23 protein-coding genes are annotated in these 23,492 nt (G+C 50.0%); 11 read left to right on the top strand and 12 right to left on the bottom strand.

Annotation, left to right across the window (positions count from 1 at the left end; all coding sequences use genetic code 11):
- Positions 1–71: 71 nt before the first annotated feature.
- From HQ49_RS05280 to HQ49_RS10745, 6 genes are all read right to left on the bottom strand, one after another.
- Positions 72–1,130, bottom strand: coding sequence for a CRISPR-associated protein Cas7/Cst2/DevR, subtype I-B/TNEAP (locus HQ49_RS05280; RefSeq protein WP_039418797.1), 1,059 nt, complete (start codon positions 1,128–1,130; stop codon positions 72–74).
- Between the two features lie 20 nt (positions 1,131–1,150).
- Positions 1,151–2,446, bottom strand: coding sequence for a hypothetical protein (locus HQ49_RS05285; RefSeq protein WP_039418799.1), 1,296 nt, complete (start codon positions 2,444–2,446; stop codon positions 1,151–1,153).
- 10 nt (positions 2,447–2,456) lie between these two features.
- Positions 2,457–4,577 (bottom strand): CRISPR-associated helicase/endonuclease Cas3, encoded by a 2,121-nt coding sequence (locus HQ49_RS05290; protein ID WP_039418801.1) that lies wholly within the window; start codon positions 4,575–4,577, stop codon positions 2,457–2,459.
- Between the two features lie 16 nt (positions 4,578–4,593).
- Complete coding sequence (locus HQ49_RS05295) at positions 4,594–5,181, bottom strand: hypothetical protein (protein ID WP_039418803.1); 588 nt, start codon at positions 5,179–5,181, stop codon at positions 4,594–4,596.
- Positions 5,182–5,187: 6 nt separating this feature from the next.
- Positions 5,188–5,751, bottom strand: a complete 564-nt coding sequence (cas6, locus tag HQ49_RS05300; RefSeq protein ID WP_230623924.1) for a CRISPR-associated endoribonuclease Cas6 — start codon at positions 5,749–5,751, stop codon at positions 5,188–5,190.
- 176 nt (positions 5,752–5,927) lie between these two features.
- Positions 5,928–6,125 carry a DUF1661 domain-containing protein gene (locus HQ49_RS10745; protein WP_394331889.1) on the bottom strand — a complete coding sequence of 66 codons (198 nt, stop codon included), beginning with the start codon at positions 6,123–6,125 and terminating at the stop codon, positions 5,928–5,930.
- Between HQ49_RS10745 and HQ49_RS12675 the strand changes: the two genes are divergently transcribed.
- Positions 6,106–6,186, top strand: coding sequence for a hypothetical protein (locus HQ49_RS12675; RefSeq protein WP_394331901.1), 81 nt, complete (start codon positions 6,106–6,108; stop codon positions 6,184–6,186). The two genes, HQ49_RS10745 and HQ49_RS12675, sit on opposite strands and share 20 nt — an antisense overlap.
- A 314-nt stretch (positions 6,187–6,500) precedes the next feature.
- On the opposite strand, the gene HQ49_RS05310 is transcribed toward HQ49_RS12675, so the two are convergent.
- The 5 genes from HQ49_RS05310 to HQ49_RS05330 all read right to left on the bottom strand — a co-directional run bounded on the left by HQ49_RS05310 (position 6,501) and on the right by HQ49_RS05330 (position 14,319).
- The gene (locus HQ49_RS05310) at positions 6,501–8,432 is read right to left on the bottom strand and encodes an LTA synthase family protein (RefSeq protein ID WP_039418807.1); all 1,932 of its coding nucleotides are present in this window, start codon (positions 8,430–8,432) and stop codon (positions 6,501–6,503) included.
- A gap of 3 nt (positions 8,433–8,435) precedes the next feature.
- A complete protein-coding gene (locus HQ49_RS05315; protein WP_039418808.1) occupies positions 8,436–10,979 on the bottom strand; it encodes a glycosyltransferase family protein in 2,544 nt (847 codons plus the stop codon).
- A gap of 162 nt (positions 10,980–11,141) precedes the next feature.
- Positions 11,142–12,113 (bottom strand): methionyl-tRNA formyltransferase, encoded by a 972-nt coding sequence (gene fmt / locus HQ49_RS05320; RefSeq protein WP_039418810.1) that lies wholly within the window; start codon positions 12,111–12,113, stop codon positions 11,142–11,144.
- 369 nt (positions 12,114–12,482) lie between these two features.
- The gene (locus HQ49_RS05325; RefSeq protein WP_026292140.1) at positions 12,483–13,361 is read right to left on the bottom strand and encodes a hypothetical protein; all 879 of its coding nucleotides are present in this window, start codon (positions 13,359–13,361) and stop codon (positions 12,483–12,485) included.
- Between the two features lie 160 nt (positions 13,362–13,521).
- Positions 13,522–14,319 carry a M48 family metallopeptidase gene (locus HQ49_RS05330; RefSeq protein WP_039419015.1) on the bottom strand — a complete coding sequence of 266 codons (798 nt, stop codon included), beginning with the start codon at positions 14,317–14,319 and terminating at the stop codon, positions 13,522–13,524.
- 239 nt (positions 14,320–14,558) lie between these two features.
- Here HQ49_RS05330 and HQ49_RS05335 point away from each other — a divergent pair, with 239 nt between their 5' ends.
- Genes HQ49_RS05335 through hisS form a run of 3 tightly spaced genes read left to right on the top strand, consistent with a single transcriptional unit; the run spans position 14,559 to position 17,312 of the window.
- Positions 14,559–15,353 (top strand): thymidylate synthase, encoded by a 795-nt coding sequence (locus HQ49_RS05335; protein WP_039418812.1) that lies wholly within the window; start codon positions 14,559–14,561, stop codon positions 15,351–15,353.
- 45 nt (positions 15,354–15,398) lie between these two features.
- Entirely contained in the window at positions 15,399–15,887 is a 489-nt protein-coding gene (locus HQ49_RS05340; protein WP_018964756.1) for a dihydrofolate reductase, read from the top strand.
- 60 nt (positions 15,888–15,947) lie between these two features.
- Positions 15,948–17,312 (top strand): histidine--tRNA ligase, encoded by a 1,365-nt coding sequence (gene hisS / locus HQ49_RS05345; protein WP_039418814.1) that lies wholly within the window; start codon positions 15,948–15,950, stop codon positions 17,310–17,312.
- A gap of 209 nt (positions 17,313–17,521) precedes the next feature.
- On the opposite strand, the gene HQ49_RS12680 is transcribed toward hisS, so the two are convergent.
- Complete coding sequence (locus HQ49_RS12680) at positions 17,522–17,596, bottom strand: DUF1661 domain-containing protein (protein WP_235285217.1); 75 nt, start codon at positions 17,594–17,596, stop codon at positions 17,522–17,524.
- A 10-nt stretch (positions 17,597–17,606) separates the two neighbouring features.
- Here HQ49_RS12680 and HQ49_RS12110 point away from each other — a divergent pair, with 10 nt between their 5' ends.
- The 7 genes from HQ49_RS12110 to HQ49_RS05375 all read left to right on the top strand — a co-directional run bounded on the left by HQ49_RS12110 (position 17,607) and on the right by HQ49_RS05375 (position 23,449).
- Positions 17,607–17,777 carry a hypothetical protein gene (locus tag HQ49_RS12110; RefSeq protein WP_230587264.1) on the top strand — a complete coding sequence of 57 codons (171 nt, stop codon included), beginning with the start codon at positions 17,607–17,609 and terminating at the stop codon, positions 17,775–17,777.
- A gap of 169 nt (positions 17,778–17,946) precedes the next feature.
- Positions 17,947–19,005, top strand: a complete 1,059-nt coding sequence (gene rlmN / locus HQ49_RS05350) for a 23S rRNA (adenine(2503)-C(2))-methyltransferase RlmN (RefSeq protein ID WP_080745553.1) — start codon at positions 17,947–17,949, stop codon at positions 19,003–19,005.
- A gap of 90 nt (positions 19,006–19,095) precedes the next feature.
- Entirely contained in the window at positions 19,096–20,154 is a 1,059-nt protein-coding gene (locus tag HQ49_RS05355) for a DUF4837 family protein (protein ID WP_018964753.1), read from the top strand.
- A gap of 42 nt (positions 20,155–20,196) precedes the next feature.
- On the top strand, positions 20,197–21,294 hold the full coding sequence (gene pdxA, locus HQ49_RS05360) for a 4-hydroxythreonine-4-phosphate dehydrogenase PdxA (protein ID WP_018964752.1): 1,098 nt from the start codon (positions 20,197–20,199) through the stop codon (positions 21,292–21,294).
- A gap of 21 nt (positions 21,295–21,315) precedes the next feature.
- Positions 21,316–21,774 (top strand): adenylyltransferase/cytidyltransferase family protein, encoded by a 459-nt coding sequence (locus tag HQ49_RS05365; RefSeq protein WP_004585592.1) that lies wholly within the window; start codon positions 21,316–21,318, stop codon positions 21,772–21,774.
- Between the two features lie 5 nt (positions 21,775–21,779).
- A complete protein-coding gene (locus HQ49_RS05370) occupies positions 21,780–22,511 on the top strand; it encodes an SDR family NAD(P)-dependent oxidoreductase (RefSeq protein WP_039418816.1) in 732 nt (243 codons plus the stop codon).
- Between the two features lie 11 nt (positions 22,512–22,522).
- Complete coding sequence (locus HQ49_RS05375) at positions 22,523–23,449, top strand: CDP-alcohol phosphatidyltransferase family protein (RefSeq protein ID WP_018964749.1); 927 nt, start codon at positions 22,523–22,525, stop codon at positions 23,447–23,449.
- Positions 23,450–23,492: the final 43 nt, after the last annotated feature.

Below are 23,492 nucleotides of genomic sequence, written 5' to 3' on the forward strand. Positions count from 1 at the left end.
ACTTTTTGTTCTTTGGGAGAACCCAAGCAGAGACACGGAAAAGGAGTATCTCTGCTTGAGTCAATATGTGGTTATAGCTGATTTTCGTAATCGAAAGCCTGCATCATCTCAATAAGGCGGTTTTCCGCAGCATCGAGGGCATCGGCACTTTCGTTTTCCACCACTACATGCGCTGCGCAGGGAAGAGTAATGAAAAGCTCGGCTCCGGCCTTTTCGTCCACGATCGGTCTGGCTTTAGGTTTCTCGCTACCGTCATCTATGAGTTTGGCTCGGATTGCTCCTGCCTGCGCGTTGGCTTTGTCACTGATTGCGATAGCAAGAGTTTCCATCAAACTGAATGTACGCGCTTGATTGGATGTGATACGCCAGTGAATAAGGGCATGTGCCAGTGCAGGGATAATCTTATCTCGTTCTGCCTTGGGAAGGACTAAGCATTTGCCAAAAACAGTTTCGCTCTCCACCCATCCATTTGCTCGCAGCTTCTCTATCGTTTCAGGATCTATTTCCGGATCATGCTGATTGAGCGATACAGAAAACAGTGTACGCAAATCAATCGCAATATCGTAGACGAAGAGACCGGAGGCTCGTTTATTGTCCGGGATCCAATGCCGACGCGTCAGAGTACTTTTGGTATTATGCAAGAACGACTCTATTTCCTCTTCCGAAAGTAAATTGCTTTGCCCTGCCCAACGGACATTGACGGGGTGATTGTCCGGCCTGTCACTGCGATCGAATGTCAGATTCTCTTTGCTCACACCGCAAAGCAATGGATGTAATGGGCGCATAGCCGATACGGAGAGAGGGCTACGACGTTTTTTCGTGATCCCGTCTCCTGCACGCATCCAACCGCCGATGAGCTGATCGGCATATTCAGGATCACATGGTGACCAAGGTTCTTTTTGTGTGAGTTCATTTTTTGAGGAAATCTCATAGTTGAATGTAATGGGAGCCATTTGCACATTGAGACAGTCGGTGAAGGCTTCCAACACGGATCGCTTTACTTGCTGTCCGCTCGAATATGCTAAAGAACGGTCGTATTGGGCATCGTAATAGGTTTTTTGTCCGTCTTGTACGCAAAACACGGTGTGCTCTGCTCTTTTGAGACCTCTGAGATAAATGTATGGTTTCATATCTTGAAAAAATTATTGATTTATTGTTTGTTAATTACCGCGTAATGGAATCGTATCAAGGTGAGAAAATAAGGAACATTATCCGAAGGCATAAGATGGACAATCGATGCCATCTCTTCCAATTTCTTTGCAACTTCGGATTCTTCTACAATAGCGGTCAATCGTTCGATAAAAACCTTCTTGTTCGTTGCTTCCAATAGCAGTTTGATCGCATTGGTGCGACCGGTCCTTCCGGCTTTACCTCCGGATCCAAAGAGCTGCAATGCTTGGGCAAATTCTTTGGATTTTCCCCATAATTCTTCGTTGTTGAGCATAGCTAATAACCAAATTTGATATGTATTATATTGTATTGTTTGTTCTTCATTTCCTGCTTTGCAAACTGGCATCTTTCCTTTTCGCATATAATCGCTCAGCCCTTTCGGCTCCATGGCTTTTAGTCCGACAGAGCCTTCGCTGCAGGCTTTGGCAAAGCCGATGGCCGTACCGAACAACTTCACGGCACCCTCATATTTATCTGCGCCAAAGTATCGATCGAACAGCTCATTTGCCTTACGAATAGGCCATAGGACGAAAGGAATAAAGCCGATAGTCGTATTTGTTTGGCCTATGTTGTATATGTATCCCATCATCTTAGGGTCTTCGAAACGTTTGCTTATCGACACCAGAAGTTGTGCCCACGGCAAAATCGAGACTTCCATGATACCGTCTTTCGTGCTGTATACATCGGAGAAGTCGAGTGAGCAGTCCTTGGAATCATATAGTTTTTTTATCCATTGTCCATTCCACGTATTGATTTGGTTGCCACGCATGCTCGGTGTCTTGTCAAGGTGTCGTCTGTATTCCTTCCACCCCTCGAAAATGTCCAATAGAAGCTCCGGCTTATTGAAAAGAATAGTCATTCCTCCTTGTACACCGACTCCTAAACCGGCCCCGATCCATGACAAATAACTTTCCGATGCATCTATTTCATTACGAGGAATAGATACCTGTCCGGATGTCGTGGATAGAGGGTCGATAGAGGGATAACCAATGGCAATACTCGCATCGGCTATTCCCGAATCAATTTTTTCAACGAACTTCTCCAGACGTTCGGCTCGCCTTTCTGCTGTCTCGAAATGCTTTTTGCCTAAGATCATGTCTTTCCATGATATTTTGGGGTTTTCGAAAGGAGAATTACCCGCCGTCATCAAGTACTTTTCTTGTCCGAAGAAAAGAGGATAGTAAATATCCAAAAAGAATCCTTTGGGGGCATAATCGGTGTTGTTCCTTTCATTGTATGCCTTCAAGAATATCTTTCCTATAACTGAAGTAACCATGTCTTTTTATTTAGAATATCTCAAAACTTTTGTAGTATCGCGAATCTGCAAATTCTTCCACAAAGCCCAATTTCGAATCGTATGCTCTGTCAGGGATGACGAAAGGATGTGCACCACAGTTCGTAGCGACTAATTGCTTGAAACGAATACTCTGTGGAACAGGAATTTCCAAGGGTGTTCGAGTGATGTAGTTGCCGTTTTCGTACTCTTCCCGATCGCTTTCCATGATGCAGCAGGCCGAGTTTATATCCAGTATTTTGAATAGGGCTGATTTCGAATTGTGTTTTAGTTCTTTCATAACCCATTCACCATCCTGAAAAATGGTGTGCATATCAATATCGAGAGCCATCACCTCCGGATAGACCGCATCCAATAACTGTTGTACATCAGCCTCATGAAGCACTTCGCTGTGGGGAAGTGAACTGTAGCTTCGCTGCAGAATTTCAAGCTCATAGGGCAAAGCTTCCTTTTCGTTTTCGGGAGGAGATATTACGTAAATAGGCTTCGTTTGCCCGATCGTTTCCAAAGAACGTTTTCGATTGATGCGGCCAAATCGTTGGATAAGAGCATCGATGGGAGCACATTCGGTAAGCATCAAATCGAAGCTGATATCCAAACTAACTTCCACGACTTGAGTGGAAACCACGATACAAGGCCCCTGACACTGATTGTATCGCTCTTTCAGTTCCAGCTCCAACTGAGCGCGATGCCCCCTTTTGAAACGGCTATGGACAAGAAGAGTCGGGATGTCAGGATACTTCCCAATGATCTCTTGGTATAGCTGCTGAGCTCTTTTGACCTGATTGCAAACCATCAGAATTTTCTGACCCTGTTCTACGGCTTTTTGTATGACCGGTCCGACAGCTTCCATAGAGCCGACCTTGTGAATGGTGTGCCGGTCAAATCCCTTTAGGACTTCTTTCGGCAGCTTCACCTCGTACACGGCAGTTTCACCGCCTAATAGTCGGAGCAGTCCGGTATATAAATCCGTGGGCATTGTAGCTGTCCCAATGTGGATCCTGCATCCGAGTGCAACCAGTATCTCCACTATTTTGAGTACCATGGCTTGGGTCTCTTTCCGGTAGGTATGTATTTCGTCCAAAATCACATCACATCCTCGAATATCCAATGCCGTGACTTCATATCCTTTAAGTCCGAAGGCCAGTGCTGCAATCTGATGAGGTGTCAAGACCTTGATCGAGGCACCCACGTGACGGGAAAGTATTCGCTCGTAGCCTCCATTCAATTTTAGAATAGAAGCTGCATGTAGCGGATAGATCTGAGCATCCGTATCCTGAAGATCGGCTTTCAGACGGTCGTACATGGCATTGATGGAGGCTTGGAAAGGAAGTGTATAGAACACTCTGCCACGGCAACGCCGCAGTAGGAAATCGGTCTTGCCTGCTCCTGTAGGGGCTGTCACTAAGGTGTGTTTTCGTTCATCATCGGCAGACAGAAGAGAGAGGGGATATAATTTGCTCCTCCTATTCTTGTAATAGGAAAGATCCGGAATGATAAACAATTTTCTCAGTGTATCTTCCGTCTGTCCGTCCAAGCCGGAGGCAAAATGATCGGCAGCCATTAACAGCCCTTTCCACTGCGAACAGTTACGCCCCAATGAGCTGCAGTAGTCTACCGCCTCTTGGTAATTGCTTCTGGCTTCATCCATCGTGATGGGATGAGTCTCCCATCCGAGTTCATGAAGAATGCCCAAAGCTTCTTGGCTCCATTGTTCGAATCCTTTACTATGAAGTTTGAAGCATCGACTCTCATTTTCATCCAGATCCAATAAGCCGAGCTCTCGGCTGTCATTGCAGATGGACTTATGGTGGGCAGCTATCATTTCGATGACAGCCCGGCGATCTACTTCATCAGGCAGTAAGGAAATGAAGAATATAGAAGCGATTTCGTGACGAAAAACATCACCGCCAAGATTATCCTCTGCCTTCAATCTGCTTTGAAAGATCGGGCTTGCTTTGCCTATGTCATGCAGATGTGCGCCCTTGTGTGCCAAGTCCGTCGAAAGGCCCCAATGCTGCGCCATGACTTCGGCCGCTTTGGCTACATCTTGCAGGTGTTGTAAGAGTGGAGTACCATCGCTTTTGGCAAATATGTGTTCGTATCGGCTCATCCCTCGTTCGCTTGAGTCATTGTAGGATGGCTTCTCCTCCGATTTCTATCCTGCCGTACATGGGTGTATTTTCATCGAATCGGTTGAACCCCACCATAAAGGCATCCGGATAATCCTTCCCAAAACGAAGCTCAAACCCCGGTAGGGCATTGAAGGTCTCTTCGTCCATCTTCAGTATCTCTGTGTCCGGCAGTACAACGTCTTCATTACGACATAGACAAAGATGCTGTCGAGCTGCAATCAGAGCATCTTCTTCTGACGTAAAGGCGAGGTAAAGAGACGGGTGTAGCATCACGCCGCGTTTGAGAATGGACTGCGGACGGGTGTACGTTCGGCCCTTCCCTTTGCCTTTGCCCTCCCATGCCTGAGTTTGCGTTTTTTCTTGTTGCACACTCATACTCATACATGAGAGTTTATGACGGGCAATCTTGTGTATACCTTTCTTTGTGAGCATTTCCGGGAAAAGCTTCTTCTCCATACCCTCTATGATGGATGGTGTCAGAAACTGTTGGCTATACGTCTCTCCATCGCGTACTGCAGACCAAGGTTTTATATACCCGAAAGGCCCTGTATAGTGTACCACGAAAAATATCTTGTCTTCCATGCTCTCTCATTTTATGGCACCGAAGCCGATGCCGGTCGAGTTGCCGATGCCTGCATTCCATGCGAACAGCTTGGTCTCGGCATTCCCTATTATGCGGATGGGGCACCAACTGGCTTTGTTTTTCACTCCCCGGTAATCGATAAGCATCACCTTGGCTTTCCCCTGATCCGGGACAAAGGATGCGGTGGCAGTAGGGTCATCGACTCCTACCGCCTGAAGTTTTTTGCGAAGATTTTCTGTCAGTAGGGCATTGGCTGCTTCGTCCGTATAGACTATATGGTCGAACCCATTGTCCTCGCGCCAACGCTTCAGCAGGATAGGGCTGGCAGGAAAGAAAATTTCGCGATCGGTCATGTCGGGATCTTCGATAACGGTCACTTCCCGGACGCAGAGGCTTTTGAACATTGCGGGATCTCGGCGGATCCCTGTCAGCATGCGTCTGATAAGCTCCGGATCATGAGCACTGACAAACATATTGGCCCAATCGGTAAAGAGAATACTGTTGAGTTCTGACACGAGTTTGCCCCCATTGAGACGGGAAAATGAGTAGGAGATGCTTTTGCCGTGCATATCGTTTTCTCCGAGCCATTTTTGAAGAGTGCCGACGAGCAAATGTTGGTGAGAAAAAGAGACTAAAGAATCGTCTGCCTGGATAGTTAGTTCTATTCGCATGGGTTATAGGTTATAATACATTTAATGGCCTAAAGTTACTCTAAAAGCTGTAATCGACACATATTTTTTTATGCTTATTTGCGAGGAAATCGGATATATAGCATCCATAGCTCCGAGCAATTTTGAGAAAACCGCACTGAAAAGAGAGAGGGGGCGAGGGCAGGGGTATAGAATACGAGCCGAAAATGCTCTGATTGTGGCGCGTGTTTTCCGGAAAAGCGGCGCGAGATTTTTTTCGCTGTGGCGCGGGAAGTGAAAAAATCTCGCGCCACAGCGAAAATTTTCTCGAACCACATTTTTTGGGGCGTAAACACGAAAAAAATGAGTTCGTGAATGAACCGGATATAACGAGGTGTGTCCTATCGTTTTGTACGAACCTTTAGCGGGAGATCAAGACAGCCTTTGCAAGTCTGTCTTTCAGGTATTTCATCTTGAGAATAGAGAGGGGATAATATCCTCTTTCGGAGTGTTCGATAAGAGGGCGATTCGAGCCGGTTTGATCACAAGCTGCTATGATTGGAGTTGCTTCGGTCTTGAGATCATGTCAGCAGAGGCCCGAATAGAGCCGATCATGTATAAGAGGCTTATCCCAAGCCGGATACCCTGAGGTGAAACTCGTATCTGATTACGATGGAAAGGGATGGTTATTAACGCGATAGCATATCCTTCATCACCGATTGCAGCATCACTTTGGCCGCTATGGTGCGTTGCTCGGCAATAGGGGCTTCGTATCCATAGACAATCTTGTCGCCGGCAAAATCGTAGATAGTAGTTCCTTGGGAAGTGGCCAAGCCGACTAAACCGGGGAAAGAGAAATAAGCGAAATGGGGACTACTGCTCCGAAAAACATCTTTGGAGAATACGAATTCATCATGAGCAAGCCCTAATTGGGCCAGCAGCGTAGCAGGCAGATCGGACTGCGATACTACCGCTTCGAAGCGTATCGGTCGCAAGATGGCTCCTCCTGTCCACAACATCACGATCCCATATCGGCCGGGCTGGTCGGGCATAGCTTGGTCGGCAGGATAGGGGTAGCCATGATCGGAAACGGCTATGATGAGTGTATTTTTCCATTCAGGAGACTGCTGCATGCTGCGGACATAGTCGCCAAAACAGCTGTCCGTATAGAAGACGCTATTGAGATACGGATCCGGATGATGCAGAGAAGGGACATCGAACGGCTCATGGCTGGAAAGTGTGAGGAAGCTGTAGAAGTAAGGTTTTTTTTCTTTCTCCAATCGCCGACAATCATCCAATAGGCGTGGAAAGCTGATATGATCCGGCGTACCCCATTTGCTCAACCTCGTTTTGATCGGGAAGCTGCTGACGTCGGTTACCTCGTCATATCCTGTGGCATATAGGTAGCTACGGACATTTGTAAAGTCAGCATCTCCTCCGTACAGATGGTGGGTGCTATAGCCGGCGGCACGCAATGAAGCAGCTATGCCCGGCAGATTGCGCACCTTATTGGGGTATTTGATGATGGACGAATTCGGCTGCGAAGGGTAGCCGCTGAGTGTGGCCACTGTGCCTCTGTCCGTTCGAAAGCTGCTTGCGAAGGTTCGGCTAAAGAGGATCCCATTCTGTGCCAGCGAATCGATGCAGGGTGTATGCCCCGGGCTACCACCGAGGCATCCCACGGCATTAGCCGAGAAGCTTTCCAGCAGGATCAGTACGATGTTCGGCCTGTCTGTACTCAGTATCCTCTCTGTGCTGTCAGAGGCCGATTCTCTTACTTCGCTTCCGTCCGAACAGCCGTATAGACGAAGTTGCTCGAGGGCTTTGTTACAGTCTTCTTCTGACAAGAATTGATAGTTCGAATAGTCTTCTTCGCTATGCATGCAGGCATATAGAAAACTGAAAACAGGATTGACGGCAGCCTGATTGTGTAGCTGCTTGGGACTGTGGAAGACGGATCCGACATTGAGCGTAGCCACTCCCACTCCTCCTCTGATCAGGAGGAATAGGAAACCTCCACCCAGAATCGGTTTCCATATGCCGGCGATATGCAGTTGTGCAGGTACTTTTGTCGGAAAGTACCTGCGATGAAATCGATGTAGAACGAAAGCCGGTATGCAAACGAATACAACCGTGACCAAGAGACCGATCAAGAGTTGTGGTGCTGTGGCACTGGCCATGGCTTCCTGTGGCTGGCGGAGGTAGAAAAGGGGAGTGGCATCGAGTCGGAAACCCCAATACCCGAAAAGTACCAGATCCACGGTATAGATCAGTCCGACAAAAAAGCTTATGAGTGTGTAATAATGCTTAAGGATTTGTCTCAGTATTCGCCCGATTTTCTTTTCTCCCCGGCCGGCAATGGTATTAATGCCGGCGAACAATAGGGGGAGTACTGTCAGGTAAGCTGCTACGGCTGTATCATGCCTAAGCCCGTGTAGGAAAATGGCCGCAATATCTCCGCCGGAAGTGCCTATTCCGGCAAGCTGACCGGAGTAGACGAGCAGAAATACGACTTTCTGAAAGAGGAAATAGAGCAGAAATAGGACAAATACTCCTATTACGTAGCAGAAACCACTTCTTTTCGGAAATAAAAGCTCTCCTCGATCGAGCAACGTCTTCATATGTCAGGCTGTCGGACGCTTTCCGCGCAAGAAGAAGGGGCGTGCCATCGCACACACAATCCCCAGCAGGAGCAGTGCCAAGGCTGTCTTGGCTATAGCTTCTGTGATGTGCAGGCTCTTCGGGTCGAAACGAAATTCTATTTTATGACGACCGGCAGGCACCTCCAGAGCACGTAGTACGTAGTTGGCACGAATGATCGGAGCAGCTTGGCCATCGATAGTCGCTGTCCAGCCATGAGGATAGTATATTTCGGAAAATACGCCCAGCATGGGTTGTGTACTCACAGCTTTGTACACCTGTCTGTTCGGGGCGTACTCTTTCAGACTTATAGAGGCAGTGCTGTCGGTCAGAGTCGGTAGCCTTTTGAGTGATTCGGAAGAGAATCGCTCGTCCACCACAGCGACGTCACGCGTCAGTCGATTGCTGTCCAAAGCCATCATCTCCTCATTGGCATTTCCTACCCAGCGGATACTGCCGGCCGGCCATGCCGGACCGTAAGCGTCCGGATTCAACATGGGAGTAGGCCGGTTGTTTTCTCCGGAGACGATGATATACTTGGTGTTGAGCATATTGATTACTTCTGGATTGCCTTTGCTCAGCTGGTGTTCGATCAAGTCCTGATAACGCTGGAGTTTGGCAGCATGGTACCCACCTATGCTCCGGTGCCAGCGACTCGTGGTGGCATCACTGTAGGTGTCCACGGTAAGATTCAGAACGCGGTGCCCGAGCGACTTGTCTGCAAGGATTTGCTTGTCTGCCTCTGTCAGAGGTGCAGCACGTTGGCTGACGAGTTCGCGATCGATAAAATGCTCGTCGTTCAGGTAACGTTTGTCCACCGTCCATAGATCGACAAGCGTGATCACGGCCAAAGATACCAGTAGAGCAGTTGCCTTGAGTTTCTTTTGGAAAAAGAGCCACAGCAGGATACCGCATACAGCCAATATGCCGAAGCTACGCCATGCATCGGCCGATAATATGCCGGAGCGAATATCCACGAGGGCAGTCTTGATAGCTGCTGCTTCAGGATGACCTGCAGCCTCTCGGAACATAGCTTCCTCCTGTCCGCTCAGCAAACCGAGCAGGGAGGGCACAAGGGCAAAAAGAAGAGATGTCCCAAGGGTCAGAAGTGTAGCTGCAATCCAAGCAGTACGCTCGCGCTTAAGGAGAGGCTTTCCCTCTTTGATTATCTCCACCAAAGCCATAACGGCCAAAGCCGGAATCGTAAATTCGGCAATGACAAGGATGGACGATACCGTGCGAAACTTATCGTACAGAGGAAAATGGTCGATGAAGAAGCTCGTCAGCCACATCATATTGTGCCCCCAAGAGAGTAGAATAGACAGGATGGTGGCAGCCAGCAAAGCCCACTTGACAGGCCCTTTGACGATAAAACAACCCAGGACAAAGAGAAAGAGAACGAAAGCTCCTACGTATACAGGCCCTGCCGTGAAAGGCTGGTCACCCCAATAGCGATTCATCCGTCCTATCGACTGAGCATAGGCCGGATTCACTGTGTTCATGGCTTTCTCGTCATAACCCAAATAGCCTGAGGCTCCCCCCTTGACATCAGGAATGAGAAGCGACCATGTCTCGCCTATACCGTAGCTCCACTGCGTGATATAGGCCTTGTCCAGCCCGCTTTTATTCTCATGCGTCGCTTGATCCGTAGGTGCTCCACTCTGCTTGAGTGTCAGTTCGCTACCTCCACGCATGGTCTCTTTGCCGTATTGGTAGGTGTGGAAAAGGTTGGTGCTATTCACAGCTACACCCACCAAGCCTGCAATGACGACCACTGCCGAGGAAAGGAGGAAGTGTCGGATTCGTTTTGTTCGAATGGCTTCTGCCAGAAATGCCAACACCAAGAAAAACATGACGAACAGGAAGTAATAGCTCATCTGCACATGATTGGCCAGGACTTGCAGGGCTGTGAAAAAAGCCATCACGCTACCCCCTGCCAACCACTTCCTATTGTAAATCCAGATCATACCGGCAAGTGTGGGAGGGATGAAACACAGGGCTGTCAGCTTCCATATATGTCCGGCCATAATCAGAATCAGGAAGTAGGAAGAAAAGGCCCATGCGATGGAGCCTATGAGTGCCGGCAATATCCTGATACGGAGCGATCTAAGAAAAAGGAAGAATCCTCCCATCATGGCAAAAAGCATCCAGGCATAGGTGCCCAATAGATAGAAAGGTTTGCGCAGGGTCAGAACATCCTGTATGGTTTGGAGCGTATGGGTAGAGGGATAGCTTGGTGAAATCTGATACATGGGCATCCCTCCGAAGAGACTGTTGGTCCAATAGGAGCGTTCTCCTGTCTGCGTCTCCCAATCGCGCACATCCTGAGCCGTACCACTGGCTCCGGCCACGTCGCCCTGGAACAGTACACGCCCGTCGAATGTGGCCGGATAGAAATAGGCCAAAGCGAGGGCTATGAAAAGGAGTATGACCGCAGCATAAGGCAGGATTTTGCGCCAATCAGGCTTTGTCTTATCGGTGGTGGTTACGGTTCCGGCAGCAGCTGTCGGCTTTTCGTTTTCTTTCATGATGTCGTTTATTTTTCGGTTACAAAGTTAAAAAACCATGTGATTGGCTTGGCCTACGACCAACTGCTTCCCTGAACGTTGAGCAGAGATATCCTCCGCACATTGTTATTGTATGCAAGAGGTCAGAAAATGAGCAGTTCAAACCTTGGGACAAGCTCTCTCCTATTCTATATACATATCTGAGGACAAAGCGAAACCATTGAGGAAAGAGGCGGCATCCATTTGTTTCTTGCCGGGCATTTGGAGCGAGAGTATACGTATGACCCCTTTGCGTGTCATCACGTCGAGGTTTTTCTTGTCCCATATGATGGAGCCGAATCGGCCTCTGTGTCGCGGTTCTCGTTCTATCACTTGGGTACGGTATATTTTCAGCACGATGGACTCCATCCCTGGACGATGGAGCTTGGTCCAAGCTGTAGGGGCAGGCGATATGCTGCGGATGAAATTGTGTACCTCTTCAGCCGGTTTGTCCCAATCGATACGGCAGTCGTCTTTGAAAATCTTCGGAGCCGGTCGAGCATCGGCATAGCCCGGAAGCTGTTCTTGCGGCGTAGAGATGGGTTCCCCATCAAGGAACAAACTCACTGTGCGTACCAATACGGAGGCTCCGAGAGTAGCCATGCGCTCGTATAATTCGCCGAAAGTTTCTTCATCTCCAATCGAGAGTTTCTCTTGTAGAAGCACTTCACCCGTATCAATTTCGTGCCGGAGCCGAAAAGTGGTCACCCCCGTTTCGGTCTCTCCGTGGCGTATAGCATAATTAATGGGAGCCGCTCCGCGATATTGGGGAAGGAGGGAGCCGTGCAGATTGATTGTTCCCATGGATGGCATTTGCCATACGGAGCGAGGAAGCATACGGAAAGCCACTACGATTTGCAAGTGCGGCTGATAAGTCCGTAGTTCATCGAGAAAAGTCTCTTCGTTCAGATTGACCGGCTGGAGAATAGGCAAACCTAATTCCTGTGCACAGATTTTGACCGCACTGGGACTCACCTTGTGCCCTCGGCCCATAGGCTTGTCCGGCATAGTAACCACAGCTTTGACTTGGTATCCATTCTCGACCAATGCTCGCAGCGGCGGAACAGCAAAATCGGCCGTTCCCATAAAAATCAATCGTAATTCTTCTTTCTTCATCTGATCGGCCGGGCTACTTTAATGTACCGCCCTTCTTGCAATAGTACTAATTTAATCCCTATGCCCCAAGCAAATCGTACAAAGCCAAACTCTTCATCCTCTCTCATTTTGAAAAAGTCTCATAATACGGGTAATCAAATAGACATAACAACCTTTCTTATTTCCTGAGAAATTACGGTTCGAAGATCAGCCGCGAAAATCAATTAGGCAGAAAGGTTCGCACAATCTCCGTCATATCGCGATGAAACCGAATGAGAGCATCACGAAACGGGATTAGTATGCTACAGTAGCATAAAAGGCAAAAAGGCTACCCGAAATATGATTTTCGAGACAGCCTCTTTGTTTTAGCTGTTGGGAAAAGCGTTTGCTTTATCTCACTTGTATTTTGGATAGGTGGGGTTTATTACCCACATCGAAGCGTACGGCATAGAAGCCTGTTTGGGCGGTATATTCCAATCGGTCGGACGCCACTGCTACAGTACGCCCGCTGATATCATACAGCGTAATCACACCATTGGTCTCAGCTATGATCTTCTTGCCTTCTACTCGCAACGTGTAAGGCACTTGACCTTCTACATTGTTCAACGAGCTATTGGTCACGGTCACGGTTACAGCTACCTTCGGAGATACGCCATCGGGATACTTTACTTCTACTTCGTAAATGTATGTGCCGTTAGCCACGCCGGTCTCTACATAATGAGTCTCGACTGTATTGCCGATCAAAGTTCCATTCTTATAGACATTGTAGCTGACTGCTTTTTCTTTCGCCGGCTCTTCTGCTTTTTCTTCCACACCGTCCCAATCCAAAGAAACTTCGTCATTGGAAGCGGTTCCGGTCAGATTGGTAACCGGTTTGAAGTCCTTCACTTCTACGTCCACGCATACTTTGTCTGATACGCCTTCCTGATACTGTACCTCTACGCAGTAAGTATGTTCGCCGGCAGGAACATCTTCGTCAATAAATGTAGGCTCAGTAAGTCCGGAAGCGATCTTCACACCATCGCGATAGACCGTGTAGGTATAAGAACGGACAGCCTGATCTACAATCTCTTCAGCACTGGCGGCTTCCAACGGAGCCTCTACCTCTGACTCTCCAATTTCAACATCCTCAGCCGGCACAACGAAAGCCAATGACTCCGCTTCTTCGCTTGGAATAGCATCTTGAGCTGCCGACTGTAATGGAAGGATGAGCATCGGCACAACCAAACAAAGCAGTGAGCAGACTCTCTTGAAGTAGTTCTGTTTCATAGTAATTCTCTTTTGTGTGTAAGTTTATTTTCTTGCTAACCTCCCACTCTTAACAGGGTGACATACAAAGATAAAAATATATTTCTTCTAAAAAGAATTCTTCAGCCCAAGACTTTGAGTGGACATGCAGAAATGAATGTCCACTCAAAGGATCTCTGTTTTACTTGCCTTTGTAATACTTCATTGCCTCGGGCATATATTGACGAATGGCGGCAATACGATTGGCATCGCTCGGGTGCGTGCTCAGAAACTCTACCTGTCCGCTCCCCTGGGCTGCCATCTTCTGCCAAAAAGTAATGGCAGCATTCGGGTTATAACCGGCCATCGCCATGAAGACAAGCCCCATTTTGTCGGCTTCATATTCTTGCTTCCGATTATACGGTAGAGCAACCAGCACCTGCGACCCAACGCCATAAGCCTGACCGATAATTGTCTGCAAAGCGGCCGACTTATTGGAGACAGCAGCACCCAACAGATTGCCCCCCATCTGACGCAAGTATTCCTGGCTGATACGTTCGTTGGAATGCCTTGCCACAGCATGGCTGACTTCATGGCTAATCACTGTGGCCAACTCGGCATCCGAGCCAACCAACTTGAGCAGTCCGGTATAGACCACAATCTTTCCACCCGGCATACAGAAAGCATTCACAGCCTTGTCTTCCACGACATTGAATTCCCATTTCATCTGTGAGGCCATGTCTCCCAATCCGTTTTGCTTCAGATAGTGCATCGTGGCAGCTGCCACCTTTTGTCCCACTCGTCGCACCTGTGCCGTGGATGTCGCATTCTTGGAGATTTTCACCTTGCTGAGAAACTGCTTGTACTGCAAGGCACTGGAGGACAGGATCTCCGAGTCCTGTACCAGCATGATCTGAGTGCGTCCCGTGATCGGCACGGTGCTGCATCCGGCCAATAGGAGGCCTAAGACACAGGCTAAAATCACATTCATTATTTTCATAAGATCTTCTTTTTTGTTCGTTACTATTACTATTTCATTAGTTACGAGCCAAAGATACAAGGAGTTGTGAACAAACAGCAATACTCCGGCAAACAGGTCAAATGAGTGAAAGCTCCATGATCTTCCATTTCTTCTTCCAATCGGCTCTTTCGGTTGTAGCATATTCAAGTATTTTACAATGAGTCTGCTGTGGTGCCAAAAATCCATTTGCCTACAAGAAATACGTATATTTGCGTGGTATGAAACAGTATTTGGATCTGCTTCGCCGCATCCTCGACGAGGGAGTACGGAAAGAAGACCGCACGGGTACGGGTACGATCAGCGTATTCGGCCATCAGATGTGCTTTGACCTTGAAGAGGGATTTCCCCTGCTTACGACCAAGCGATTGCACTTGAAGTCCATTATATACGAACTGCTTTGGTTCCTCCGAGGTGACACGAATGTGCACTACTTGCAGGAGCATGGCGTACGTATTTGGAATGAATGGGCTGACGAGAACGGCGATTTGGGGCCTATATATGGCTACCAGTGGCGCAGTTGGCCGGACTATCGGGGAGGGCATATAGACCAAATGCAGGAGGTACTGCGCCAGCTGCGCGAGGAACCGGACAGCCGACGCATTATCGTATGCTCGTGGAATGTAGGCCAGCTTGCCGATATGCATCTGCCTCCATGCCACTGTTTCATGCAGTTCTATGTCGCTGATGGCCGGCTGAGCCTGCAACTCTATCAGCGCAGTGCCGATTCTTTTCTGGGCATACCGTTCAACATAGCTTCGTATGCCCTGCTGCTACAGATGATCGCTCATGTCACAGGGCTGAAACCCGGACGATTCGTACATACATTGGGCGATGCCCATATCTATCTCAACCACCTCGAACAGGTACAGCTACAACTGAGTCGTGAGCCGAGAGCATTGCCTCGAATGATTCTCAATCCGGATGTATCCGATCTCTTCGACTTCCGGTACGAAGACTTCCGACTCGAAGGGTATGATCCGCATCCGCACATTGCGGGCGTTGTAGCAGTCTGACGGAATGTTTTCCACCGATATTCAGTTTTTCCTCACCTATCCAATATGATTTCAATCGTCGTTGCCATAGCCGAGAATGGGGCTATCGGATACAAAAATGACCTCCTCTGGCATCTGCCGGCCGATCTGAAGCGATTCAAGGAAACGACCACAGGACACAGCATTATCATGGGCAGCCACACATTCCGCTCCCTGCCCAAAGGAGCTTTGCCCAACAGACGCAATATCGTCCTAAGCAGGACGCAGCAGGATTTTCCCGGAGCCGAATGGGCAGCCTCGCCCGAAGCGGCACTGGAGCTGGTGGGCAATGAGGAAGAGGCCTTTGTCATCGGCGGAGCACAAGTATATGAGCAGATGCTACCCTACACGGACAAAATCTATCTGACACGCGTGCATGCCGACTTTCCCGAAGCTGACACTTTTTTCCCGGAATTAGACATGAGCGAATGGGTGGAGCTGAGCCGCACGGAATATCCGGCCGACGAGAAAAACCGATATGCCACCACCCTGCTGGAGCTTATCCGCGATTATTGATATGGAGACTCCCCTCCCTCTGTTTTTGTAACCGATCATTCACCAACTAATACATACGTAATGCAAAAGCCTTCTATACCCAAAGGGATGCGCGATTTCAGTCCGGTCGAAATGAGCCGGCGCAACTACATATTCGACACCATACGCGAAGTGTACGAACTCTTCGGATTCTGCCAAATAGAAACCCCTACGATGGAGATGCTCTCCACGCTGATGGGCAAGTACGGAGAGGAGGGAGACCGCCTGCTCTTCAAGGTACTCAACTCCGGCGATGTCTTGGCAGACTTCTGTGCGGAGGAACTGGCGGAGAAAAATTCTCTCCGATTTGCAGCCAAAGCCTGCGAGAAAGGGCTTCGCTACGACCTGACCGTACCCTTTGCTCGCTACGTGGTGATGCACCGCAATGAGATCAATTTCCCTTTCAAACGGTATCAGATTCAACCCGTATGGCGTGCCGACAGGCCGCAGAAGGGTCGTTATCGTGAGTTTTACCAGTGCGATGGAGACGTCATCGGCTCGGATTCGCTCATGAATGAGGTAGAACTGATCCAGATCATCAGCGAAGTCTTCCGCAGATTGGGCATCAGGACTCGTATCCTGCTGAACAACCGCAAGATCCTCTCCGGCATCGCCGAAGTGGTAGGCGAAGCCGACAGACTGACGGACATCACCGTGGCGATAGACAAACTCGACAAGATCGGCCTCGACAAGGTGAACGACGAGCTGCGCTCCAAAGGCTTCGGCGAAGAGGCTATCGAACGCCTGCGCCCCTTTATCGAGATGAAAGGGGACAATCGGGAGAAGCTCGACCGGCTCAAATCGGCTCTTGCCTCCTCCGAAACGGGGCTGAAGGGAATAGAGGAGCTGACCTATATCTTGGACAAAGTGGAGCGCGTGCAGCTCCATTCCGAGCTGATGTTGGATATTTCTCTGGCTCGTGGCCTTTCCTACTATACCGGAGCCATTCTCGAAGTGAAAGCACTCGACGCCGAGATGGGCAGCATTACCGGCGGTGGTCGCTACGACAACCTCACCGGCATATTCGGTCTGGAAGGCATGTCCGGTGTGGGCATTTCTTTCGGTGCAGACCGCATATACGACGTGATGATGCAGCTGGATCTCTTCCCTGCCGAGAAGCTGACCGGTACGCAGCTGCTCTTTGTCAATTTCAGCGAAGAGGATGCCGACAGCCTGCTTCCACTGATCCAAAAGCTCAGGGAGCAAGGCCTCCGCACAGAGCTGTATCCTGAGCCTGCCAAGATCAAGAAACAGATGAGCTATGCCAATGCAGCCAACATTCCATACGTGGCACTCGTAGGAGAAAACGAACGCGCGGCCGGCCAAGTGAATCTGAAAAACATGCTGACGGGAGAGCAGCAAATGCTATCGGCCGATGCAGCAGCCATTGTAGCGGCTATCGTCTGATACTTCACCGGCGCGCACAGATCCGGAGAGCAAGACTACTATCGAATACTATCATAAGGGTGAGAGGGGCTGAGATCCGCAGAGAATTTCAGCCCCTCTCTTATCGGCTCTGTGCAGAGTGTCCGATCTTTCGCCCCCCCTGCTCACAGGAGGTTTTTCGGCGCACTGCACCTTTCTCGTCGTTCGGGAATTTACAGCCCAAAATTTTCTCATTCCACACTCGTAAAAACGTGGTGCGAGAATTTTTTCGTTTTGGTTCGGGAAGTAAAAAATTGACGCGCCACAGCGAAAAAAATCTCGCGCCACTTTTTCAGAAAAAACGCGCCACAATCGGAGCGATTTTGGTTCGTGTTTCTGTTTTTACGCTCTCTCTCGTTTCCTTTTCTTACGTCCCTGCTATCCGGAGATCAAGCTCGGGAAACACCGATACCCACTCCTTGCATGCGTACGTATCTCCTTTCATAGTGGCAATTCCATTGAGAGAGAAATGGGAGGGCTTACCACGGGATATATTACTTTTGTATAGAGAGGAGTACATCCGCGGATCGGTCTGATCGTCGCCGAATCCCCGACGGATGAGAAAGAAGAAGATGAAGCTCCTTCTTGTGGTTACATTATAATATAGAGTGGTGAAGTGAAGCAACAGACAGAGATCGGAAAGAGAGCTGTGCTTTTGGGCATGACGCTCGAAGAGCTGACCGCAGTGGCTCTCCGGATGGGTATGCCGCGGTTTGCAGGCAAGCAGTTGGCCGAATGGATCTATGTGCGGCGTGCTACCGATTTTGCCGAGATGACGAATATATCGCAGGCCAATCGGCAGAAGTTGGCAGAGGCCTACGACATCGGACGCTACCCGTGGTCGGATGTCCAATGTTCGGTGGACGGGACCAAGAAGTATCTCTTCCCCGTAGGAGAAGGGCGTTTCGTGGAATCTGTGTTTATCCCCGATGGCGACAGATCCACGCTTTGTATCTCCTCGCAGGTCGGCTGTAAGATGGACTGCCTCTTCTGTATGACCGGCAAACAGGGATGGAACGGTAATCTCTCCGCAGCCGAGATCCTGAACCAAATCTTCTCCGTGGAAGAGGCGGCCGAGCTGACCAATCTCGTCTATATGGGCATGGGCGAACCCCTCGATAATACGGACGAAGTGCTTCGCAGTCTCAATGCCCTGACCGAGCCGTGGGGTATGGGCTGGAGTCCGAAGCGCATCACGGTGTCTACGATCGGAGCCAAAGGCTTGGAGCGCTTCCTCGCAGAGAGCCGGTGCCATCTGGCAGTCAGCCTGCACAGCCCTTTCCCCGAAGAGAGGAGGACGCTGATGCCCGGAGAAAAGGCTTTCCCCATTTTGCAGACGCTCGACCGGATCAAGGCTTACGACTTCAGCGGACAAAGACGCGTGTCGTTCGAATACATCGTCTTCGATGGTCTGAACGACGATATGCGCCATGCCGACGAACTGGCCGCCATCCTCCGCGGCATCCCCTGCAGGATCAATCTGATCCGCTTCCACAAAATCCCTGCCGTATCGCTCCGCTCGTCGGACAGCACTCGCATGGAGGCTTTTCGCAAGCGAATGGAATCGCATGGCTATACCTGCACCATCCGTGCATCGCGAGGGGAAGATATATTCGCGGCCTGCGGTATGCTATCCACGAGCAAAGCGGAGTCCTCCCGGCCCAAAAGCCCATAAAGGCGAAGGGCAAGCTCCATAGCGACAACTATTATTACTACCTTTGGACTTGTATTCAGGATGAAAAACTCAAAAAAGCGAATAGGCTCAATGAAACCCAATATCCGTTTATTGTTCGGTCTGCCGACTTTCTTCGCCGCATTTGCTATGTTCTTTGCCTGCAATGGAGGCGGAACGGCCGGCAAGTCGTTCACCAATTCCACGGGCTCTCCGGGAGAAATGATGCTGGTGATGGACGACCAACATCTGAGTTCGCCCGTCGGCGAAGCCATCTACGAGGTCATGACCGAGGTAGCTCCGGCACTCAACCAGAACGAGCCGATCATGGCCGTTTCCCGTGTGTCGGAAAAGGATTTTACGGGATTCCTTCGCTACATCCGCAATGTACTGCAGATCGACATCAACCCTGATATATTCACCAAGACTTCGCTCAAATACGGCTATGACCAGTGGGCTAACGGGCAGTTGGTCGTACTGATCAACAGTCCTGCGGCAGACTCTCTGGCAGCCTACATCGAATCCAACAAATCGGCCATACAGAATCTCTTTATCCGTCACGAACTATTCCTCTTCGGTCAGCTATGGCAGAAGGACTGCAGTGCGGATGCCGACCAACGCGTGCAGCGTATGTTCGGACACCATATCAATGTGCCCGCCGACATCCTCAGTCACAAGGAGGGCAAGGACTTCCTGTGGATGTCCAACAATCAGATGCGCCGCCGGAAAGACCTCTTGGTCTACACCTATCCCTATCGCGGAGCATCGGATCTGGGGCTGGACCGTATGGTAGAGGTGCGCGACTCCGTGCTCAAAGCCAATATAGAAGGTTCGGATGCAGGGTCCTATCCCGTCACGGAGCGGATGCTGCTGAAGCATCGCTACGTCTACCCGGGCGATCAAAAGCGAGGCGAAGTGCACGGCATCTGGCGTATGGAGGGAGGGCAGATGATGTCCGGTCCTTTCGTGGCACAAGCCTTTGTGGATGGAGACAGGGTAGTAGTGGTAGAGGGTTTCGTATATCACCCCAACGAGAAAAAACGCGATCTGATGCGGCAGATGGAGGCAGCTCTGTATAGTATGCGCCCCAAAGCCCAGAAAGAGTTCGATCCGGCTATCATCAGAAAGGCACGCTGGACTGCACTCAAATAAATATCCGAAACGACTGCCGAACTTACACGAAGACTCAACGTAATGGAGAATAAGAAGCTGAAAGTGGCCATTTCTCATGGCGACATCAATGGCATTGGATATGAAATCCTACTAAAGACCTTTACAGAAGCCTCGATACTGGACCTCTTCACACCTGTCATATACGGATCAGCTAAGGTCGCAGCCTATTACAGGAAGACCTTGGAACTCGAACTGGAGAGCTGGCACCAGGTATCCTCTGCTGCCGAAGCCGTAGAGGGACGGGTGAATCTGGTGAACTGCTTGCCGGAAGATGCCAAAGTGGAAATGGGCGTCTGCTCGCCACAGGCCGGAGCCTATGCGGCAATGGCACTCAGCATGGCAGTCCAAGCCGTGAAGCAGGGCGATGCGGACGTGCTCGTGACTATGCCGATCAACAAAGCTGCCATGCCACAGGACATCTTCCCCTACAAAGGCCATACGGAATATCTGCAAGCCGAAGCCGGCATAGAGGGCGAAGATGCGCTGATGATCCTGGCACAGGACAAGCTCCGCACGGCTTTGGTGACGATGCACGAGCCGATAGCACGCGTGCCATCGCTTATCACTCGGGAGCAAATACTGGACAAGCTGAAGGCTTTCGATCGCAGTCTGCGCATGGATTTCGGTATAGTACGTCCGCGGATAGCCGTCATGGCTCTGAATCCGCATGCCGGCGACAGCGGACTGATCGGCACCGAGGAAAGCGATACGATCCGGCCGGCAGTACAGGAGGCCGAAGAGCAGGGATTGTTAGTGTTCGGCCCTTATGCCGCGGACGGCTTTTGGGGATCGGATATGGCTATGCATTTCGATGGCATTCTGTCCATGTATCATGATCAGGGGCTGATCCCATTCAAGACTCTCTGCATGGATAGAGGGGTCAATGTGACGGCAGGGCTTTCCATCGTACGCACTTCGCCGGATCATGGTACAGGCTTCGACATCGTGGGCAAAGGCGAGGCTTCGCCCGATTCTTTCCGCGCAGCCGTCTATCAGGCGATCGACATCTATCGCGCCCGTGCATCGTGGCGTTTGGCTACGCGCAATCCGCTCCGGAAGAGTTATTTCGAGCGAGGCAATGACAATGAAAAGTTGCCGCAAACAGATGATGAGCATTAATTTTAATACCCTATAGACTCTATGTTTAAGGATAAGACTATTGTTTACACTTCCGGGACATTCGACATGTTCCACTACAATCACTTGCGCATGATCAACTATGCGCGTAGTTTGGCAGACATCCTTATCGTTGGCGTCAGCACGGACGAACTGGTCGCTTCATACAAGGCACCGCCCATTATTCCTTTCATCGAGCGTTTGCAAATCCTGGAAGCCCTGAAGACACCGGACATCGTGATTCCGCAGCATACGTTGGATCACACGGAGATCGTCAAAAAGCTGAATATAGACGCTTTCGTAGTGGGGGATGACTGGAATGGCAAATACGACTATCTGAAAGATCTCGGCGTTCAGGTCTTTTATTTCCCCTACGGGACGGGCGTTTCTTCTACCAAAATCAAGGAGACCATACACGATAGCTATGCCAAGACGCTGAACGAAGAGCGTCAGCATAAGCCCAAGTCTGTCCAAAACATGTAGGAACTATGGCGGTCGGATACGCATTGATTACGGGAGGAACCAAGGGGATCGGTCTGGCAGTAGCCCGCCTCTTGGCAAGCAAAGGGTACTCCCTCATCCTCACATACGGACACGATCAGGACAGGGCGCGTACAGTGGCGGCCGAATTGGCAGAGACAGCTCCCTCGGTTGAGCTGCTGCAAGCCGATGCTACCGATGCGAAAGGTATCGACCTGATAGCGGAAGCCCTTGAGCAGAGCGATATTACCCTGCAAGCTCTTATCATGAATGCCGGTATCACATGCCGCACGCCTTTCGAGGAGATGACCCTCGACGAATGGCAGGGCGTATTCTTCGCCAATGTCCATTTCCCCACATTCCTGATCCAACGCCTCCTGCCGCGTATCGAGCGCAACAAGGGATGTATCATCTTTACCGGATCGCTTATGGGAATCCAGCCACACGGCATGGCTCTGCCGTATGGGGTGAGCAAGTCTGCTGTACACGCTCTGACTCGCAATCTGGTGAAGCACTTAGAACCCTATGGCATCCGTGTGAATGCCGTGGCACCGGGATTCGTCGATACGGAGTGGCAGAAGAACAAACCGGCCGAAATACGCCGAAATATCGAGAATAAGGTTGCTTTGCATCGCTTTGCGACACCGGACGAAGTAGCCGAAGCATTTCTATTTTTGCTCACCAACGCATATTGCAATGGTGAGGTACTGACTCTTGATGGAGGCTACAGCTTCCGCTGAACAGCTCAGATATGAACGAAAACGATAAGGAGTACCAAGCCTCTCTCAAATCACTGGAGACGGAAAATATAATTGACCGGAAATTCTACCGTCCGATAGGTTTTTACTTTGCCAAGCTTCTCAGTCGGACAAGGGTAACGCCCAATATGGTTACGATCCTGTCCATCTTTGTCGGATTGGGCGGTGGGCTGTGCTTCGTGCATACTCCTTACGATCTCCGTTGGACTGTGGCCGGTATTCTATGTATGATAGTGGCCAATATCATGGACTGCATCGACGGACAGCTGGCTCGTCTGACCGGAATCAAGAGTGAGATCGGGCGCATTCTCGATGGCATTGCCGGAGACATTTGGTTCGCGTGCATCTATATCTGCTTCATCATTCGCTTGACGGCAGAGTATCCCGATGCCTTAGGTCCGATGACCACCGGTATCCTGATTGCCGTGGGTCTACTCTCGGGAATCAGCCATTTGGTTCAAGCAGCCGTTACGGACTACTACAAAACGCTCCATCTCTTTTTCATCAGTCCTGAGAAGGGAAAAGAGTTCGAACGATCCTCATCCATACGCCGCCGTGTAAAGGTGATGCCACGAGGAGCGAATCGTTTTTTCAGCTCACTGTACTATTATTATACATTGATACAGGAGCGTGCGACACCCCGACTGCAAAGACTTCTCGACCAATTGGAAGCGGATTATCCGCAGAATACCATCCCCGAAACGCTCCGTCAGGACTTGCGCAGGGATAGTCGCCGAATCATGAATATCGTGGACTTCCTTACGTTCAACGGGCGCACCATTCCTCTTTTTCTTATCGTCTTGAGCGGTCACGTTTGGCTCTATTTCGTATTCGAGATACTGATCCTGAATATTGTACTCATCCTCGGTATCAGACGCCACGAAGCCATGTGCAGACAGCATCTGAAGGAGAGGCGGTAATCATACGTTCAGGCAACTCGAATATCCTTAATTCCCGATCGCT

The organism is Porphyromonas gulae (genome assembly GCF_000765945.1).
GTDB classification, from domain to species: domain Bacteria; phylum Bacteroidota; class Bacteroidia; order Bacteroidales; family Porphyromonadaceae; genus Porphyromonas; species Porphyromonas gulae.